Origin of the sequence: Pseudomonas sp. NKUCC02_KPG (assembly GCF_019345465.1) — a bacterium.
Classification (GTDB): Bacteria; Pseudomonadota; Gammaproteobacteria; order Pseudomonadales; family Pseudomonadaceae; genus Aquipseudomonas.
In genome coordinates this window covers 283,056-299,922 of sequence record NZ_JAHKRC010000005.1, presented here as the reverse complement: position 1 = coordinate 299,922, position 16,867 = coordinate 283,056, and the positions used below count along the sequence as shown (strand labels likewise).

The 16,867-nt window shown below is 55.6% G+C and carries 20 protein-coding genes, 1 tRNA gene and 1 pseudogene; 5 read left to right on the top strand and 17 right to left on the bottom strand.

The window, feature by feature from the left end:
• The first annotated feature begins 10 nt into the window (after nucleotides 1–10).
• The 5 genes and pseudogenes from KO536_RS24435 to KO536_RS24515 form a co-directional block, all read left to right on the top strand.
• Nucleotides 11–703 carry a FliM/FliN family flagellar motor switch protein gene (locus KO536_RS24435; protein ID WP_307876321.1) on the top strand — a complete coding sequence of 231 codons (693 nt, stop codon included), beginning with the start codon at nucleotides 11–13 and terminating at the stop codon, nucleotides 701–703.
• Nucleotides 700–1,353: a type III secretion system export apparatus subunit SctR gene (gene sctR, locus KO536_RS09365; RefSeq protein WP_219261704.1), complete on the top strand. Its 654-nt coding sequence runs from the start codon at nucleotides 700–702 to the stop codon at nucleotides 1,351–1,353. Before KO536_RS24435 ends, sctR begins: the two co-directional genes overlap by 4 nt.
• Nucleotides 1,354–1,360: 7 nt before the next feature.
• Nucleotides 1,361–1,621 (top strand): type III secretion system export apparatus subunit SctS, encoded by a 261-nt coding sequence (gene sctS / locus KO536_RS09360; protein ID WP_219261703.1) that lies wholly within the window; start codon nucleotides 1,361–1,363, stop codon nucleotides 1,619–1,621.
• A gap of 13 nt (nucleotides 1,622–1,634) precedes the next feature.
• Nucleotides 1,635–2,432 carry a type III secretion system export apparatus subunit SctT gene (gene sctT, locus KO536_RS09355; protein WP_219261702.1) on the top strand — a complete coding sequence of 266 codons (798 nt, stop codon included), beginning with the start codon at nucleotides 1,635–1,637 and terminating at the stop codon, nucleotides 2,430–2,432.
• Nucleotides 2,429–2,506: pseudogene (locus KO536_RS24515) on the top strand (hypothetical protein); the annotation flags it as partial. The gene sctT and the pseudogene KO536_RS24515, both read left to right, overlap by 4 nt.
• Here KO536_RS24515 and sctC read toward each other — a convergent pair.
• From sctC to KO536_RS09265, 17 genes are all read right to left on the bottom strand, one after another.
• Nucleotides 2,491–4,185: a type III secretion system outer membrane ring subunit SctC gene (gene sctC, locus KO536_RS09345; RefSeq protein WP_257622857.1), complete on the bottom strand. Its 1,695-nt coding sequence runs from the start codon at nucleotides 4,183–4,185 to the stop codon at nucleotides 2,491–2,493. The pseudogene KO536_RS24515 and the gene sctC sit on opposite strands and share 16 nt — an antisense overlap.
• Complete coding sequence (locus KO536_RS09340) at nucleotides 4,185–4,403, bottom strand: type III secretion protein HrpF (RefSeq protein WP_219261701.1); 219 nt, start codon at nucleotides 4,401–4,403, stop codon at nucleotides 4,185–4,187. The genes sctC and KO536_RS09340 overlap by 1 nt, the downstream gene beginning before the upstream one ends.
• Nucleotides 4,404–4,424: 21 nt before the next feature.
• The gene (sctL, locus tag KO536_RS09335; RefSeq protein WP_219261700.1) at nucleotides 4,425–5,039 is read right to left on the bottom strand and encodes a type III secretion system stator protein SctL; all 615 of its coding nucleotides are present in this window, start codon (nucleotides 5,037–5,039) and stop codon (nucleotides 4,425–4,427) included.
• Entirely contained in the window at nucleotides 5,017–5,589 is a 573-nt protein-coding gene (locus KO536_RS09330) for a type III secretion protein (RefSeq protein WP_219261699.1), read from the bottom strand. Before KO536_RS09330 ends, sctL begins: the two co-directional genes overlap by 23 nt.
• Nucleotides 5,586–6,332, bottom strand: a complete 747-nt coding sequence (sctJ, locus tag KO536_RS09325) for a type III secretion system inner membrane ring lipoprotein SctJ (RefSeq protein ID WP_219261698.1) — start codon at nucleotides 6,330–6,332, stop codon at nucleotides 5,586–5,588. The genes KO536_RS09330 and sctJ overlap by 4 nt, the downstream gene beginning before the upstream one ends.
• A 38-nt stretch (nucleotides 6,333–6,370) precedes the next feature.
• Nucleotides 6,371–6,721, bottom strand: a complete 351-nt coding sequence (locus KO536_RS09320) for an EscI/YscI/HrpB family type III secretion system inner rod protein (RefSeq protein ID WP_219261697.1) — start codon at nucleotides 6,719–6,721, stop codon at nucleotides 6,371–6,373.
• A 120-nt stretch (nucleotides 6,722–6,841) separates the two neighbouring features.
• A complete protein-coding gene (locus KO536_RS09315) occupies nucleotides 6,842–7,111 on the bottom strand; it encodes a hypothetical protein (protein WP_219261696.1) in 270 nt (89 codons plus the stop codon).
• Nucleotides 7,112–7,405: 294 nt separating this feature from the next.
• Nucleotides 7,406–8,323, bottom strand: a complete 918-nt coding sequence (locus KO536_RS09310) for a sigma 54-interacting transcriptional regulator (RefSeq protein ID WP_219261695.1) — start codon at nucleotides 8,321–8,323, stop codon at nucleotides 7,406–7,408.
• Between the two features lie 236 nt (nucleotides 8,324–8,559).
• Nucleotides 8,560–9,633, bottom strand: a complete 1,074-nt coding sequence (locus tag KO536_RS09305; protein ID WP_219261694.1) for an aromatic acid exporter family protein — start codon at nucleotides 9,631–9,633, stop codon at nucleotides 8,560–8,562.
• Nucleotides 9,634–9,764: 131 nt separating this feature from the next.
• Nucleotides 9,765–10,865 carry a redox-regulated ATPase YchF gene (ychF, locus tag KO536_RS09300; protein ID WP_133076413.1) on the bottom strand — a complete coding sequence of 367 codons (1,101 nt, stop codon included), beginning with the start codon at nucleotides 10,863–10,865 and terminating at the stop codon, nucleotides 9,765–9,767.
• A gap of 23 nt (nucleotides 10,866–10,888) precedes the next feature.
• Nucleotides 10,889–11,473, bottom strand: coding sequence for an aminoacyl-tRNA hydrolase (gene pth, locus KO536_RS09295; protein WP_003439790.1), 585 nt, complete (start codon nucleotides 11,471–11,473; stop codon nucleotides 10,889–10,891).
• Nucleotides 11,474–11,639: 166 nt separating this feature from the next.
• On the bottom strand, nucleotides 11,640–12,227 hold the full coding sequence (locus KO536_RS09290; RefSeq protein ID WP_095035802.1) for a 50S ribosomal protein L25/general stress protein Ctc: 588 nt from the start codon (nucleotides 12,225–12,227) through the stop codon (nucleotides 11,640–11,642).
• A gap of 140 nt (nucleotides 12,228–12,367) precedes the next feature.
• Nucleotides 12,368–13,309: a ribose-phosphate pyrophosphokinase gene (locus KO536_RS09285; protein WP_019825119.1), complete on the bottom strand. Its 942-nt coding sequence runs from the start codon at nucleotides 13,307–13,309 to the stop codon at nucleotides 12,368–12,370.
• A gap of 45 nt (nucleotides 13,310–13,354) precedes the next feature.
• Nucleotides 13,355–13,429 (bottom strand) — tRNA-Gln (locus KO536_RS09280).
• A gap of 10 nt (nucleotides 13,430–13,439) precedes the next feature.
• Complete coding sequence (ispE, locus tag KO536_RS09275; protein WP_219261693.1) at nucleotides 13,440–14,327, bottom strand: 4-(cytidine 5'-diphospho)-2-C-methyl-D-erythritol kinase; 888 nt, start codon at nucleotides 14,325–14,327, stop codon at nucleotides 13,440–13,442.
• Nucleotide 14,328: 1 nt separating this feature from the next.
• A complete protein-coding gene (gene lolB / locus KO536_RS09270; protein WP_374105700.1) occupies nucleotides 14,329–14,940 on the bottom strand; it encodes a lipoprotein insertase outer membrane protein LolB in 612 nt (203 codons plus the stop codon).
• 18 nt (nucleotides 14,941–14,958) lie between these two features.
• Nucleotides 14,959–16,683, bottom strand: coding sequence for a tetratricopeptide repeat protein (locus KO536_RS09265; protein ID WP_133076410.1), 1,725 nt, complete (start codon nucleotides 16,681–16,683; stop codon nucleotides 14,959–14,961).
• Between the last annotated feature and the right edge of the window lie 184 nt (nucleotides 16,684–16,867).

Sequence of the window (16,867 nt, the reverse complement as noted above, 5' to 3'; positions counted from 1 at the left end):
TCAGCAACGCATGAGCCCGCAATTAACCCGGATTTTTGGCTATTTTCGACCTCTGGCCGCTGTGCAGCAGCACACCTTCGAATGCCGGATCAGTGTGAGGGTCGGGCAGTCACGCAGCGTTGGCCAACTGAGCATGGCGCCTCAAAGTCTGCTGATGCTGCATGACGCGGGAGGATGGCAGGCAATCAGGGCACCGTTGCCCGAGGACTTTGCGCTGGCAGTATCCGTGGTGCTCGGATGCTTGCCGTTGGCAGTTGAGCTGTTACGCACAGTGCGCGTTGGTGACGTACTGATGCCGGAGCATGGGCAGTTCAACGCCGATGGCATTGGCCAGCTGAGTGTAGGGCGATTGCGGCTGCAAGCGCAGATTGATGATGAGGGCGGGCGCCGGAGCCTGTGTGTTTTTTCTATCGAGGAGTCAGCTGTGGATGACGTTAGGTTGGCAGGCACTGAGGTTGCCGGGGATGAGGTTGCTGAGCCGTTTGAAACCTTGCTGGTGGATCTGAGCGTGCGTTGCGGAGTGCTCAGGCTGAGCCTGGGTGAGTTGCGGCAATTGGCTCCCGGTACGGTGTTGAATATTGAAGGCTACAGCACAGGCATGGCCGGGCTGTACTACGGCGATCGTCCGGTCGGGCACGGTCAACTGGTAGAGGTCGATGGGCGTCTTGGCTTGCAGTTGTCGCGCATCAGTTTTTCGCGATGACGGTTCAAGGGGTTGATCCCCTTCTGCTGGCGCTGTTTCTCGCGGGGCTGTCATTGATGCCGATGCTGCTGGTGGTGTGCACGGCCTTCTTGAAAATCTGCATCGTGTTGATGATTACCCGTAACGCCATCGGGGTGCAGCAGGTGCCACCGAGCATGGCCCTCTATGGCATTGCGCTTGCCGCAACGCTGTTTGTGATGGCGCCCGTGGGCTATGAAATTTCCCGGATCCTCAAGCAGTCGCCAGTGGATCTGAGCAGTGTTCAAGCCTTGCAGGACAGCGGGCTTCAGGCCGTAAAACCGTTGCAGGCGTTTATGTCGCGCAACACCGACCCCGATGTGCTGACCCACCTGCTGGAAAATACCGCCCGCATGTGGCCCCCGGAAATGGCGCAGCAGGTCAGTCGCGATGACCTGATTCTGCTGGTTCCGGCCTTTGTCCTGTCGCAATTGCAGGCGGGGTTCGAGATCGGTTTTTTGATCTACATCCCGTTCATTGTCATCGACTTGATCGTGTCGAACCTGCTGCTTGCCCTCGGCATGCAAATGGTCTCGCCCATGACGATTTCACTGCCGCTCAAGCTCCTGCTGTTTGTACTTGTCTCGGGCTGGACACGTCTGCTGGACAGCCTTTTCCTGTCCTATCTGTGAGACGCCAATGGACCCGATTCTAGTGTTCAAGCAAGGCATGTTGCTGGTGGTGGTGCTGTCCGCGCCACCGCTGATTGTGGCGGTGGTGGTGGGGGTGCTGACGTCGTTGATCCAGGCGCTGATGCAGATACAGGACCAGACATTGCCATTCGGTATCAAGCTGGTCGCCGTGGGAATCACGCTGGCGCTGACCGGGCGCTGGATCGGGGTCGAATTGATTCAATTGACCAATCTTACCTTCGACATGGCTGCGCGTACGGTGCAGTGAATGGAGCTCTGTCATGGCGCCACAGATACCTTTTCTGGAGTACTTGCCCAGCCTCGCCATTGCAATGGCGCGCCTGTACCCCTGTTTTTATCTGATCCCGGCATTTTGCTTTCAGCATGTGAAAGGGATGCCTCGTCATGCCATCGTTTTTTCATTGGCGCTGATGCCGACTCCGGGTATTCACCACAACCTGTCGGGCATGGATTACAGCCTGCTCGCGATAATCGCGCTGGTGCTTAAAGAAGCGGTATTGGGTTTTTTGCTGGGGATGCTGCTGTCCATGCCCTTCTGGTTGTTCGAGTCGGTGGGGGCCTTGCTGGACAATCAGCGTGGCGCCTTGATCGGCGGGCAACTCAACCCGTCACTGGGGCCGGATGCCACGCCAATCGGGCATATGTTCAAGCAGCTGAGCATTTTTTTGCTGATCGTGACCCTGGGCCTGGGCAGCCTGACCCAGGTGATCTGGGACAGTTACCTGATCTGGCCGCCAACCCTTTGGTTTCCGGCCCCAGGGGCAGATGGCTTTGCCATTTATTTAACGCTGCTGGGCGATACCTTCACCCACTTGGTGCTTTATGCCGCCCCTTTTATCGCGCTGCTGCTGATCGTTGAATTCGCGGTTGCCCTGCTGAGCCTCTATAGCCCTCAGTTGCAGGTATTCGTGTTGTCGATGCCCGCCAAGAGCCTGGCCGGGCTGTGCTTTCTGTTGCTCTTTCTGCCGCAGTTGCAGGACCTGATTGTGGAGCGCATGGGCCGGCTGGGGGATCTTGGGCATTCCCTTGGCCTGTTGTTCAAGATCCCGCTGCCATGAGTGAGGACTCGGGTGAAAAGAAATTCGACGCGAGCCAAAAAAAGCTGAAAGACCAGCGTCAAAAAGGCCAGGTCGCGCAGAGCCAGGACATTGGCAAGCTGTTGGCGCTGCGAGTGATCACGGGCTGCTGCGCTTCACGTCGTGCCAGGGGGCTGAGCGCGGCTTCGAGCACTGCCTGATCCGATTGCGGCAAGTAGCGTACAGGGTTGGTCTGATCGCCTATCAGCCGTGGTGTCAGGATAAACAGGCGCTCACGTCGGTTTTGAGTGGACTGCGACGAAGAAAACAGCGCTTTGCCCAACCAGGGAATACTTCCCAGCCAGGGCACCTGATTGCGGCTGTCGGCCTCTTGCGCGACATGAAATCCCCCTATGACCAGGGATTGTTGTTCGCTGATAACCGCCTGGGTACTGACGTTGCCTTTACGCACATCCGGTGTTGAGTCAGGCCCGGTGGTATTGGTAAAGGCGCCGTCCTCAATGTCGATGATCAAGTGAATTTGATTGGCCCCATTGGCCGCGATAACCCTGGGTATGACCTGGAAGCTGGTACCTGTGGTAACCGGCAAGATATTGGCCACCCTGTCACCGATGGCTCTGATGTATTGCGTGTGATTGAAGTCGATGACGGCCGGCTGATTCTCCAGTGTCATGATCGAAGGGTTGGACACCACCGTCGCCAGGCCGCGCACCTCCAGGGCCTTCACATCAGCCACGAAGCGATCAAATTGGGCAATGGAGACAGACGAAAAGCTGTTGCCTGACAGATTCCCCACTCCTGCCTGGAAGCGGCTGTTCTGAAACCCCCAGTTCACGCCCAGCTCTTTGAGTTGAGTGCGATTGATGTCCAGAATCAGAGCGTCTATTTCTACCAGTTTGCGTGGTACATCGAGCTCGGCGATCAAGGTTTGATACAGCGCCCGTCGCTCTGTGGCGTCGTAGATCAGCACGCTGTTGTTGCGCACATCGGCCTCCACCCTGATGTTGCCTGTACCTGTGGTTGCCCGGGCAGTTTTAGGCACAGGGGCCGGGGGGGGATTGGAAAAGGTGGAGCCGAGGCTGACTGGCGGGGGAGTGGTGGCTGGTTCAAGCGCCAAGGGGATTGATGATTTGTGATCGAGCAGCCCGCGCAACAGGCTGGCAATGCCAGGGACTGTCAGCTTTTCGCCCCGATAGTCGATCTGGCGATCCGCAGCGTTGGCGAACTGGAGCGTGAAGTTCAAAACATCCTGTTTGTTGGTCGTTTGTGCCCGCTTGCGGCTGAACTGCCTTATTTGCTCAATGTAGCGTTTTGGCCCTGAAACCAGGACTACGCCGATATCGGGCAGCTCACCCCAACCGAAGCGTTCATCCAGCAGCCCTATCTGACTCAGTGCAGTTTTCAAGTCGGCTACGGTGTCGTCCGCGACTTCCAGCCGAGCAGAGCTTTGCTGGTCCAGAGAACTGATGTGGAGCGTGTTGTTGTAGACGAACCATTGGAAGCGGTGCTCCAGAGCCAGCCGGTCCAGAAAGCCCTGCAGCGTATCGGCGCGAAGCTTGCCGTTGATGACGCCTTGCAACGAACCGTCAATCTGTAGCTGCAGACCAACGGTGTGGGCGAAGTCCGCCATAAAGTCGCGCAACTCCCGGTTGTTTGCTTCATGGGCATAGGGCGTTTTTTTCCAGTCATCGGGGATTGCAGCCATGACCTGTGGCATCAACATGAAAAGATACGGCAACAGTGCGATCTGGCTGGCGCGTTTGATCCCCATCATTACTGCACGGCATCGATAATGCTTTTGGTCAGGCTGTGCTTGAACCGGGTTTGCTCGGTGAGCGCGAACGTTGCGCTCGCCATGCTTCGCGAAGCCTCGTAGAACCGCATCATGTCTTCGACACCGGACTGATTGTTCAAGGCTATTTCATCCAGGTTTTTTTGGGCCTGGGCAAAGCGGGTATCAATTCGGCGCTGGACACTCTCGAACGAAGCCATAGTTCCTCCAACCATTAATATTCACGACTCAGTGGCGATTTGCCCATGATCGGTTCCGTCGGTGGGGGCAGGGATCAACAAGGCCTTAATTGCAGTTGCCCAGTCGATGCGCAGGTCTTCACAGGCGGTGACAAGCACCAGGGCCTTGCTGTCGAGACGTTCATCCGTTTGTAGTTGCCAGTGATTGTCTGGACGGGTGCCGAGCCACTGCCGAACAGGTTCAAGGGCCTGTGGATGGCAGCGCAAGGTGGCGTTCGCGGGCGGGCATTGAGCGCGCAGCAGATGCGCCAGCAGGGCGGCGATACGGGCAGGCTGTGGCACCTCATCGAGTAATTGAAGCAAGGCTTGGTTGACCACTGTTGAAGCGCTCGACTCGATCCCCTGGCACAAGGCCCGGTGTTCCAGTTGCCAGTGCGAGAGCTGGGCATTGGCCTGTTGCCAGAATTCGCCGTGGGCTTTTTTCAACAGGGCCTCGGATGCTGCATGAGCGTGACTCAGCAGTTCTTCGGCTTGTGCCTTTGCCTGTTCAAGGACTTGATTGACCTGGCCGCAGTCGATGAGGTTTTCGCGGGTAATCAGTGTCTGGGGCAGCCCGGGGGCGCCAGGCCGCAGTTCAATCGTGCGTCGTGACAGCATTGTGATTGCCCTCGGTGTTTCCTGAGTCTGGAGGGTATGTTTGCTCATGCCAGAGCACGGCTTGCCAAAGCACCTGAAGCCTGGACGGGCGGATATCCAACGGTGGTTTTTGCTCCAGTGCCATGATCCTTGGGGGCGCAAAGCGCAGTCGCAGCCGTTGCCACACGTGCGGCTCAACCCAAGCCCTCAGCAGCTGCAACGCGTCGTCGGCTGGCTTGAGCCAGCTCTGGGTGTGCAGGCCTGTCGCCAGGCGCTGGCACCACAGGCGCTGTGTCGCGTTTAGCTGATTTGGCAGCAGCGGGCGGCAAATATGATCGACCAGTTGCAACATGAAGTCGTGTTGCGACGGCTGGGCCAATGCCAGATAAACCAGGCTGGCAGAAGGTTCGCAGGGCAGGCAGGGGGTAATGGAAAAAGCCTTGCTCACGGCCGAGTGCCGGTTACGGGTTAGCGCACCCTCAGAAACAACAGCTTCAACGTTGCGCCAGTCCGGATGCGTTTGGCGCCATGGGAAGGCCCACCACTGAGCCCACAGGTCAGCCTCGTTCATGCAGAGCCTTCCTCAGGTGGGGGCGTTTTATTTCTCGACTTCAGCCACATGACAGGGCCGGTAATCGCAAGAAGGAGCCCAAACACTCCAACGGCAAAGGTTTTTTTCCAGAACCCCAGGTTTTGCTCCGGCACCAGAAAAGGACCGAAGAAGAGCAACTGCTGCTTGTCTTTAAACGCCGTCGACGGGACAAATACCGTGGTTATTTTGTTCGGGTTGTCTAATGCCGTGGCCATGCCCGGAATGCTGCTGGCAACCATTCGGCGTACCCGAGACTGAATGCTGTCGGGGTCCAGCCTTGAGTCATGTTTGATGAAGACCGAAGCCGACGCGGGCTGAACTGCCTCGCCCGGGGCTACGCGCTCGGGAAGCACCACATGCACACGCGCAACGATGACACCCTCTATGTTTGACAGCGTGGCTTCGAGTTCCTGTGACAAGGCGTGGATGTAGCGGGCACGCTCTTCCAGCGGGGTAGAAATGACTCCCTCCTTGCGAAAGATTTGTCCCAGTGTCGAGCGCGTTGCCTTGGGTAGCCCGGCGGCTGCCAGAGTCTTGATAGCCCGGCTGATATCCTGCGCACTCACCCGCACGGAGACTCCGTTTTTGGTAGGGATCTTTTGGCTATGGACTTGTTTGTCTGCCAGTTCGGCGATGACTTCATTGGCTTCCTGTTCGGAAAGCTGGCTGTGAAGCTCCACACTTTCACCACAACCGGCCAAACAGATTACGAGCAAAAACATCAGGCTCTTGATAAGGCGCGACACAATGCTGTTACCGTCTAAGACAGATTGGTGAGTTTTTCGATTGCTTGTGAGGTTTTGCTGATTATCTTGGCGCTCAATACGGTCTCAAGATGAAATGCCGACATGGCCCGGGTTGATTTGAGCATGTCGATGGGATCGGTACTGGTGCCGACTTTTTGCAAGGCCTGTGCAGCCCTGTTCGAGAGGCCTTGCAGGAATTCCGAGCGCTGGCTGAGCGGGTTGGCGCCGTTGTTGTAAGAAGCTTCTGCCGCAGGCGTATTCAACAAGGTATTGAACCAGTTTATATCGGCGGTCTCAGGTGGATGAGGCGTGTCAGAGGGCATGGACGGTGCCAGAGTGGCAACGTCAGGGGCATTAACGTTCATATAAAGCCTCAGGTGTGCCGTGTTCGGTCTGCGAGACGTATCGGTGAGTGTCGCAAGAAAGGTCTGAGCGGGTCGTTTAGGCCAATGCCCCATTATTGAGATGGGGCATTGGCCAATGCATCAATAGTTCAGTGCTTTACCAGCAGATTGCATCGCATTCATCTGCTTACTGGCGGTATCCATGATGCCCGCCGATTTTGCACCGCGGGCGTCATTTTCCAGTTTCTCTTTGTTTGTTAAGTAACTGTCCCAGGCAAGTTTCTTGTTTAATTCTGCTTGCTCTTTGATGGGGTCTTTGTCTTGGGAGCCGCCGTTGCGGGCATTACCCTCGGCGCCACCGCCACCGCCACCGCCTGCGCGGAACAACGCAAATAAGAGTGGGAAAAACATAGTGATATTCCTGTGGTTGGTTATCTTGTGGAAGTGTTAAAACATGATTTTTTCAGTAGAAGGCGGAGTGTTGAGGGAGGATGTCGCAGTCGTTATCGCGACGTTCAATGCGTCTTTCGCAAGACCACCGAGTGCATCAATAGCCTTGTTTACGGCAGGTGAAATAATAGGTGCCAACAGGGGGAGTAGAGGTAGCATATGTATTCCTCTGGAAGCCGATATTGATATTGAACCAGGAAGTTGGCTCGTTGTTTGAGTGAGGTTATTAAGTCGCCCGGTTCCAATTTATAGAGGTCAGGATATGTCCAGTTGTTTCATTCGATGGTAAAGCGTACGTTTCGCAACACCTAACTCAAGTACCACAGCATCCAAGCTATATAGGTGACGTCGCAGGGAGTCCTGAATGATTAATTTTTCGATTTGCTGTAAACGCAGTTTCAAGGTTTTTTCGTCATTGTTATTGATCCCTGTACATGCCAAAAGTGAGGGTAAACCCAGTACCAGTCGCTTGGCAACGGATCTCAATTCCCGGACATTTCCAGGCCAGTCATGGCAAACAACACGTTGAAGCAGTGAGGTGCTGGGCACTGGTATGGATGAGTTGAAGTAGTTTGCTTCGCGCTGAATCAGATTCAGGAACAAGGGAATAATGTGTTCGCGTCGCTCGCGTAAAGGCGGTAAATGCAAGCTCACAACATTGAGACGGTAGTACAGGTCCCTTCTGAAACGACCTTGTTCCACCATCTCTGATAAAGAAGATTGAGCCGAGGCTATGACGCGCATGTCTACGGGTATGGACCTTGTCGATCCTAGCCGCTCGACTCCGCGAGTCTCCAGTACACGCAATAATTTGGCTTGCAGGATCAGCGGCATACTGTCTATCTCATCGAGATACAACGTGCCCATATCTGAGGCTTCAATAAAGCCCGCCCGTGATTGCATCGCGCCTGTAAATGCCCCGTGTGTGACGCCGAACAACTGGCTCTCAGCCAGGCTTTCGGGGATGGCCGCGCAGTTTATTGCAATGTAATGACCTCGGCGTCCGGATAAAGAATGTAGCCGTTCTGCCAGCGTGTCCTTGCCAGTGCCGGTTTCGCCGTAGAGTAATATGTCTATATCAAGTGTTGCAGTACTGTTGATGATGGCGTCGAGTTCGGGGTCTTCGAATTGATAGGCTTGATAATGTTCGTCTCTCGAATGGGAAGACGCCATTGAGTTTGCTCCCGTCTTGTTTCTTTATAGGGAAGGCTGTGCTTTACGGTCAGCTCGGATAGACAGTCTTGTGGAGTGACTCCTGTCTGGTAACAGCTTGGTGCTATTGAATATGTAAACCAAGTCTTGGAATAGTCGTATTTCTTGAGTTAAGAGAAATAGAAGTTGTAGGAGATAGTACTAATAGCTGTGTGATTTAACCCCTTGCCATGAAAGAGCAAGGGTTTCACTGATGCTTATGGTTTGCTTTTGCTGGCGTTTGTCTGGCTTTCGGTTTGCGTGGTAAAGCCAAACGTCAGAAGGGCGCTTTCAACGGTACTCAAGTGTTGCAAGCAAAGCTGCCACGGTGCCGACACTGCATCGGCCAGTTCACTGGCTGATACCGGGATCAGCACTGGCCGCTCATTGTCGTTGGCGATCGAAGCACAGCCTGAGGCTACATTTTCCAGTCGCTCGTGTAACGAGGCCGGTGCCGGGCCTTGCTCCTTGCGCAAGGCATCGGCAAAGGCCTCGGAGAACAGCAGCGAGCTTGCGTACAAACGTACGGCGTGGCGTTCGTAACGGCTGGCGATACCCTTGACCTCCCGTGACACAAAGCGCCCGCGCAAGGTCCAGCGTGCGGTGTTGCGGGCCATGCTGATTCCGTTCTCCAGGGCAATCAGGCTGTCGTGGGCCCGAGAGAAAATCTGTACGGCGCTTTGAGCCTTGTCAGCGTTATTTTCTTCGAGTGCCTGCAGGCTTTTGCTAAATCCCGAGGAGAGTTTTTCCAGTAAGTCCTTCGCCGAGCCATCAATGATGCCAATAGGATTGGGGGTCAGTAGCACTTGGCTGAAGACCAGTCCTACGCCAGCGCCTACCAGTACATCAAGCATGCGTACCACCCCGGCACTCTCGGGGCCGACTGCGAGCATCAGTACGGCCGAAACCCCGGCCTGAATCGGAACCACGGGTCCCAGACCATACAAGGCAGCAATGGCGATGGCAGAGAACGTGGCAAAGCCAATCCGCAGCAAAGGATAGGCATCTGGAAGCCACAAGGCCGCGTCACCCACGATAATCCCGGTGGCGACACCCACCATCAAACCAATCGCCTGTTTGCCATGACTGGGCAAACCGGGTGCCAGGCAAACCACTGCACTGATGGCAGCAAAGACGGGGTGTACATGGCCGAACAAATGCTTGGCGAGAACCCAGGCCAACGCCGCTGCGATTGCTGAAGCCAATGCATCTCGCCAGGCGGAGGACCAGCGAAAGCTTATCCGCTGAATCAGAGGGGTGGTGAAGCGATTGATGAACACCTTGGCGAGCATTGAAACTCCCGATCAGTCTTATGGCCTTGAGACTTACCATAGACCTTTTGTCCGGGGGATGGTTTGACCTGCACTCAATACCGGACCAAAAAAAACCGCGCCTGGGCGCGGTTTTTTAGACGTGTGCTGTATTACACGTTGAAGCGGAAGTGCAGGACGTCACCGTCTTTGACGATGTATTCCTTGCCTTCCAGACGCCATTTGCCGGCTTCTTTTGCACCGGCTTCGCCGTTGTACTTGATGAAATCGTCGTACGCGATAACTTCGGCGCGAATAAAGCCTTTTTCGAAGTCGGTGTGAATCACGCCAGCTGCTTGCGGAGCGGTAGCGCCCACCTTCACGGTCCAGGCGCGAACTTCCTGAACGCCTGCGGTGAAGTAGGTCTGAAGGTTAAGCATCTCGTAACCGGCACGGATTACGCGGTTCAGACCTGGCTCTTCAAGACCCAGGGCCTCAAGGAACATGTCTTTTTCTTCGCCATCGTCGAGTTCGGCAATTTCAGCTTCGATCTTGTTGCAGACCGGAACCACGATTGCGCCTTCTTCTTCGGCAATGGCCATGACCACGTCGAGCAACGGGTTGTTTTCGAAACCGTCTTCAGCCACGTTGGCGATGTACATCACAGGCTTGGTGGTCAGAAGGTGGAAGCCTTTGATGATTTGTTTCTCATCGGCATCCATGTTCTTGATCAGGCTACGCGCCGGCTTGGCCAAGGTGAAGTGTGCGATCAGTTGTTCCAGCAGTGCTTTTTGAGCCACCGCGTCCTTGTCGCCGCCCTTGGCGTTACGCGCGACTTTCTGCAGTTGCTTTTCGCAGCTGTCGAGGTCGGCGAAGATCAGCTCAAGATCGATGATCTCGATGTCACGCTTCGGGTCAACGCTGTTGGAAACGTGAATCACGTTTTCATCTTCAAAGCAGCGGACCACGTGAGCGATAGCATCGGTCTCGCGGATGTTGGCCAAAAACTTGTTGCCCAGGCCTTCGCCTTTCGATGCGCCAGCCACGAGACCCGCGATATCGACGAACTCCATGGTGGTTGGCAGGATGCGCTGGGGTTTAACGATGGCAGCCAGCGCGTCCAGACGTGGGTCGGGCATCGGCACGATACCGGTGTTCGGCTCGATCGTGCAGAAGGGGAAGTTCTCGGCCGCAATACCGGATTTGGTCAGGGCGTTGAACAGGGTGGATTTGCCGACGTTAGGCAAGCCGACGATGCCGCAGTTAAATCCCATGGTGTTTTCCCCGAGGAGTAGAGTCAGGCCTTCTGGCTGTGCAGGTTTTTCATCGCACGGTTCCATTCCCCGGCGAGGATATCCGGCAGCACGCCGAGGGCAAAATCGATGCTGGCGTCCAGTTTTTCCTGCTCGGCGCGAGGCGCACGACCCAGGACAAAGTTGGACACCATGCTGGCGACGCCTGGGTGGCCAATGCCGAGCCGCAGACGGTAAAAATTATTGTTGTTTCCCAGTTGCGCAATGATGTCGCGCAATCCGTTGTGACCTCCGTGGCCGCCGCCCAGTTTGAGCTTGGCAACGCCTGGTGGGAGGTCGAGTTCGTCGTGGGCCACCAATATGGATTCCGGCGCAATGCGGTAGAAACCGGCAAGCGCCGCAACGGCTTGGCCGCTTCGGTTCATATAGGTGGTGGGAATCAACAGACGAACATCCTGACCCTGATGGCTGAAACGCCCGGTCAGGCCAAAATATTTGCGATCCGCAACGAGGTTTACCCCGTTTGCCGACGCGAGACGCTCAACAAAAAGGGCCCCTGCGTTATGCCGGGTCTGTTCGTATTCGGTGCCTGGATTTCCCAGGCCAACGATCAGTTTTATGGCGGTCACGACAAGGGCCCTTCTATGGAGTTGTGGATAACATCGCCGCTAACAGTTAGCGGCGAAAACGGACAAAAAAGCGGGTTTACATGAGTAAACTTCGCGATCTTGTCCGCTTTACTCGCTGCGTGTTAGCTCGCGATGTTTCTCAAGACTCCAACGACAGAGTAATGAATTACTCTGCTGCTTCTGGTGCAACACGTGGAGCGTGAACGTTGGCTACTGCCAGGTCGTTACCGTGTGCCAGAGCTACGAACTCAACGCCTTTAGGAGCGGTGATGTCCGACAGGTGAATGATCGAGCCGACTTCGGCGTTAGCCAGGTCAACTTCGATGAATTCAGGCAGGTCTTTTGGCAGGCAGGAAACTTCGATGTCTGCAACAACGTGCGAGATCTCGCCGCCTTTCTTGATCGGAGCAGCTTCACCAACAAAGTGAACTGGAACGATTGCAGTCAGCTTTTGACCAGCAACAACGCGAACGAAGTCAGCGTGCATCACGTGGCCTTTAGCCGGGTGACGTTGCAGAGCTTTGATGATCACGTTTTGCTTAACGCCGCCAACGGTCAGTTCGATAACGTGGCTGTAAGCAGCTTCGTTTTCGAGCAGTTTGGCAACTTCTTTAGCCAGCATGCTGATGGATTCAGGGGCTTTTTCGCCACCGTAAACTACAGCTGGAACCAGGCTTGCGAGACGACGCAGGCGGCGGCTCGCACCTTTCCCCAGGTCGGAACGCACTTCAGCATTCAGAGTAAAATCGTTCATGTTGTATCTCCAAAATAACCACATCCGGCCAAGCGTTTGCGACCAGCGCTATGGACGGTATGGGCAAAAAAGCCCCGCCCCAACAGGCTGCTGGGGCGGGGCGCTTTTCGTCAACGTGATGTCTGAGAAGGGCAGGGCCCTTATCGGAACATCGCGCTGATCGATTCTTCGTTGCTGATGCGGCGAACCGCTTCAGCCACAACCGGTGCGATATCCAACTGACGGATACGCGAACAGGCTTGTGCGGCTGCGGACAGCGGAATGGTGTTAGTCACCACCAGCTCATCCAGCATGGAATTTTCGATATTCTCGATTGCCCGACCTGACAGCACAGGGTGTGTGCAGTAGGCGAACACTTTGGAAGCGCCATGCTCTTTCAAGGCTTTAGCCGCGTGGCACAGAGTGCCGGCGGTATCGACCATGTCATCAACCAGAATACAGGTACGCCCTTCGACATCACCGATGATATGCATCACTTCCGAGTGATTGGCTTTCTCACGGCGTTTGTCGATGATACCCAGATCGACGCCCAAGGACTTGGCAACAGCTCGTGCACGCACGACGCCGCCGATATCCGGGGACACAATCATAAGGTTCTCAAAGCGCTGATCTTCGATGTCATCCACCAAAACTGGGGAGCCATAGATGTTATCTACAGGAATATCGAAGAAACCCTGGATTTGGTCAGCATGCAAATCAACCGTGAGAACACGATCGATGCCGACTACGGTAAGCATGTCAGCGACAACTTTTGCGCTGATAGCCACACGTGCGGAACGCGGACGGCGATCCTGACGGGCATAACCAAAGTAAGGAATAACAGCAGTAATACGAGTCGCTGAGGAGCGGCGGAAGGCATCAGCCATCACGACGAGTTCCATCAGGTTATCGTTGGTCGGAGCACAAGTCGGCTGAATGATGAAAACGTCTTTACCGCGGACATTTTCATTAATCTCAGCGGTAATTTCGCCGTCGGAAAACTTGCCGACAGAGATGTCACCGAGTGGGATATGCAGCTGACGTACGACACGCCGAGCCAGATCGGGGTTAGCGTTCCCCGTAAAGACCATCATCTTGGACACGCGCAGTACCTGAAGGCTGAGGGTAACCTGGATGAGTATAAGAAATGGCAGGGGCGGCTGGATTCGAACCAACGCATGGCAGGATCAAAACCTGCTGCCTTACCGCTTGGCGACGCCCCTGTATCTGTTGCTACGAGTACCGTGTACCCGTTTCCTTTGCCAGATCTTGTAGTTTGCGATGCAACATCGAAACGTTGCTTCCTTTTGCTACAAACCCTGTAAGGGTGTCTGTCAGAAGGTGCAGCACTTTATCAGCATCTGCTTCGTTTGGGAAGGCCCCAAATATACAACTTCCAGTTCCAGTTAATTTTGCTTCGGTATATTTACCTAACAAATTCAAAGCGTTACGTACTTCTGGATAACGCTCCTTCACTACTGCTTCGCAGTCGTTTCGGCTGTTTCCCTTGGGAACGGGGCGCACTTTAATGGGCAAAGAGTCACGTGTCAACAAAGGATCTGAAAATATTTCTGCAGTACTAACAGAGACTTGCGGGACAAGGACCAGATACCACGGTTCTTCAGGGTCTGCAGGCGTAAGGATTTCGCCCACACCCTCAGCAAATGCGGCGTGTCCGCGCACGAAAACCGGGACGTCGGCCCCCAGGCTCAGGCCCAGCGCAGCCAGCCGGTCTTCATCCCAGGCCAATTGCCAAAGATGGTTGAGCGCCAGCAAGGTGGTCGCCGCATTTGAGCTGCCACCACCGATGCCGCCACCCATGGGCAATACTTTTTTGATCTGGATGTCGATCCCGAGGGCGCAACCGGATTGCGCCTGAAGTTTTTTTGCCGCCTTCACGATCAGGTTTTCGTAGTGAGGGACACCGGGGAACTCGGTGTGCAGGCAAATAACGCCATCGTCACGTACGGCAAAGGTCATTTCATCGCCGTAATCGAGGAATTGAAACAGCGTTTGCAGTTCGTGATAGCCATCTTCGCGACGGCCGAGGATGTGCAGCATCAAATTAAGCTTTGCCGGGGAGGGCAAAACCAGGCTTTCTTTATCTAAATGGCCTTGCATCTCATTGACCCAACAGGCGAGGTTGCCAATCTTTAACCACTAACGTGACATCCAGGTCCGGGCCGTGCAGCTTGACCCGCTCCGGCAGCCAGAAGCCGTTTTGCTCGACGTAGCTTAAATATTCGATTTTCCAGCCGTCCTGCTCCAGGTTGGCAAGGCGGCTATCAGCGTTCAGCGTCACGCGGCTTTTACTGCCAGGTGCAGGCAAGCCGCGCACCCACCAGACCAGATGTGACACCGGCAGGCTCCAGCCCAATTGCTCGCCCAGCAGTTCTTCAGGCGTTGGTGCTTCGTAGCGGCCCTGATTGGCGACTTCCAGAACGACACTGCCCGGGCGTCCGGTCAGGCGGGCAGCGCCTCGGCCCAGCGGACCGGAAAGACGAATATCGTAATAATCCTGGCGCTGGAGCCAGAACAGCGTGGCGCTGCCTGAGTCTTTGGGGGCGCGAATGCCGACTTTGCCGTTGATTTGCCAGCCGTCGAGCTGGGTCAATTGCTGTTTATGGGCCGACCACAAGGCCGGGTTGCCATGGCCTTCAACGGATTCGCGGGCACCAAAGCCCGCGCAACCGGCGAGCAGGGCGATAAGGCTAAAAACAACAAGGTGGCGCATATGACGAAAAAACATGAGTTAAAGAGTCTCTGATCCGGTCAGGCGCAAGATGGTTTTGCGCAGAGTAGGGCTGTCAGGATTTTCTTTAAGAAAAGTGCCCCAGATTTTTTTGGCTTCACGTTGCTTGCCGTTGGCCCACAACACTTCGCCTAGGTGAGCGGCGACTTCCTGGTCCGGGAAGCGTTCCAGCGCCTGGCGGAGCAAACGTTCGGCTTCGTCGAGATTGCCAAGGCGGAAATTGACCCAGCCCAGGCTGTCGAGCACTGCTGGGTCATCCGGATTCAGGTCGTAGGCTTGCTGGATCAATGCTTTGGCCTCGGCGTAGCGCGTGGTGCGATCCGATAGCGTGTAGCCCAGCGCATTCAATGCCATGGCATTGTCAGGCTCGCGCTGGATGATGGCGCGTAAATCCCGCTCCATTTGTTCGAGATTGTTGCGCTTCTCGGCCAGCATGGCCCGTGAGTACAACAGGTTCATGTCGTCCGGGTACTGCTTGAGTGCCTGTTGCAGGACATTCCAGGCGCGATCGGTCTGGTTATTCGCCGACAGGGTTTCCGCTTCTATCAAATACAGCTGAATGGCGAAGTCGGGTTGAGCATCACGGGCCGCGGCCAGTTTTTTCGATGCCTCGGTGCCGCGACCGTGGCTGATCAGAATATCGGCCTGGCGCAGTTGTGCGGGCAAATAGTCGTTGCCCGGGCCGACGAGTGCGTATTGGGTGAGTGCAGTCTCGGGGTCGTTGCGCTCTTCAGCGATACGGCCAAGGTTCAAGTGCGCCGAGTCGACATGGCTGTCGCGCTCGATCAGCTCTTCGAGATAGCCCTCGGCCTCATCCCAGGCCTTGCCTTCCAGGCACACCAGGGCCAGGGAGAACCGCAGCTCATCGTCTTCGGGGTATTGCTCGACCAGACTGGCAAATTGCACTTTTGCCTCGCCCATGCGGTTCTGCTCGACCAGCGTGCGGGCATACGTCAGGCCCAGGCGCTTGTCGTCGGGGTATTGGCGAATGCTTTTTTGCAGCAGTGGCAAGGCTTCTTTGCCGCGATTGAGGCTTTGCAGCAAACGGGCGCGCAACAAGACAGGGGCAACCTCACCGTTTTGCGGCGGATTTTTTTCCAGCAGTTTCAGCGCGCCTTCGGCATCACCGTCCTGTTGCATCAACAAGGCCTTGCCGAAAATCAGCTGGCCATTGTCCGGATGCTTGACCAGCAGGCTGTCAAAACTTTTTTGCAGGCCCGCACGGGTGTCCGCATCTGTTTCTACCGCCGACAGGGCGAGGAAATCGAAGTGAGTATCGCCCTTGGCCTGCAGGACTTTTTCCATGTACACCATGGATTCGTCGTAACGACCGTTACGTGCCAGCTGAATGGCGGCAGCACGTTGTGCCTCAAGGTCGTCCGGTGCATTTCTGGCCCAGATCAGCGAGGTATCAAGTGCGGCCTGATCGGCGCCCAGGTATTCGGCAATACGAAACGCCCGCTCGGAAATGCCGGGGTCTTGTGTATTGATCGCCTGCGTCACGTAGTTATCGAGTGCGATATCCAGACGATTACGTTGGCCGGCCAGCTCGGCGCTCAACAGGCTGTACAGCGTTTCTTCGCTGAACGAGCTGTAGACCGTTGGTTTTTCCGGGACGGAGGTGACGTCTTCGGCCGCGGATGAGTCATCCGGGGACGTGGGAGCCAAAGCCTGGCAGCCACTGAGAAGAACGAGGGCGAGGAGCAACGCGGAGGATCTATTCATATAAGAGATGGGCGACTTACCTGCGGTCCGGGCATCATGACACATGCGATGTCGCAAACCCTAGCAGGTGCGACTATCGATATCCGGGGGGCTGATGATGTGTTCAACAGAGGTTAACTATAGAGACAATAGTCAGCAGTGGTTGTTCTCAATCTGGCGAAGTAGGACAATTGTCGGCTTCTCG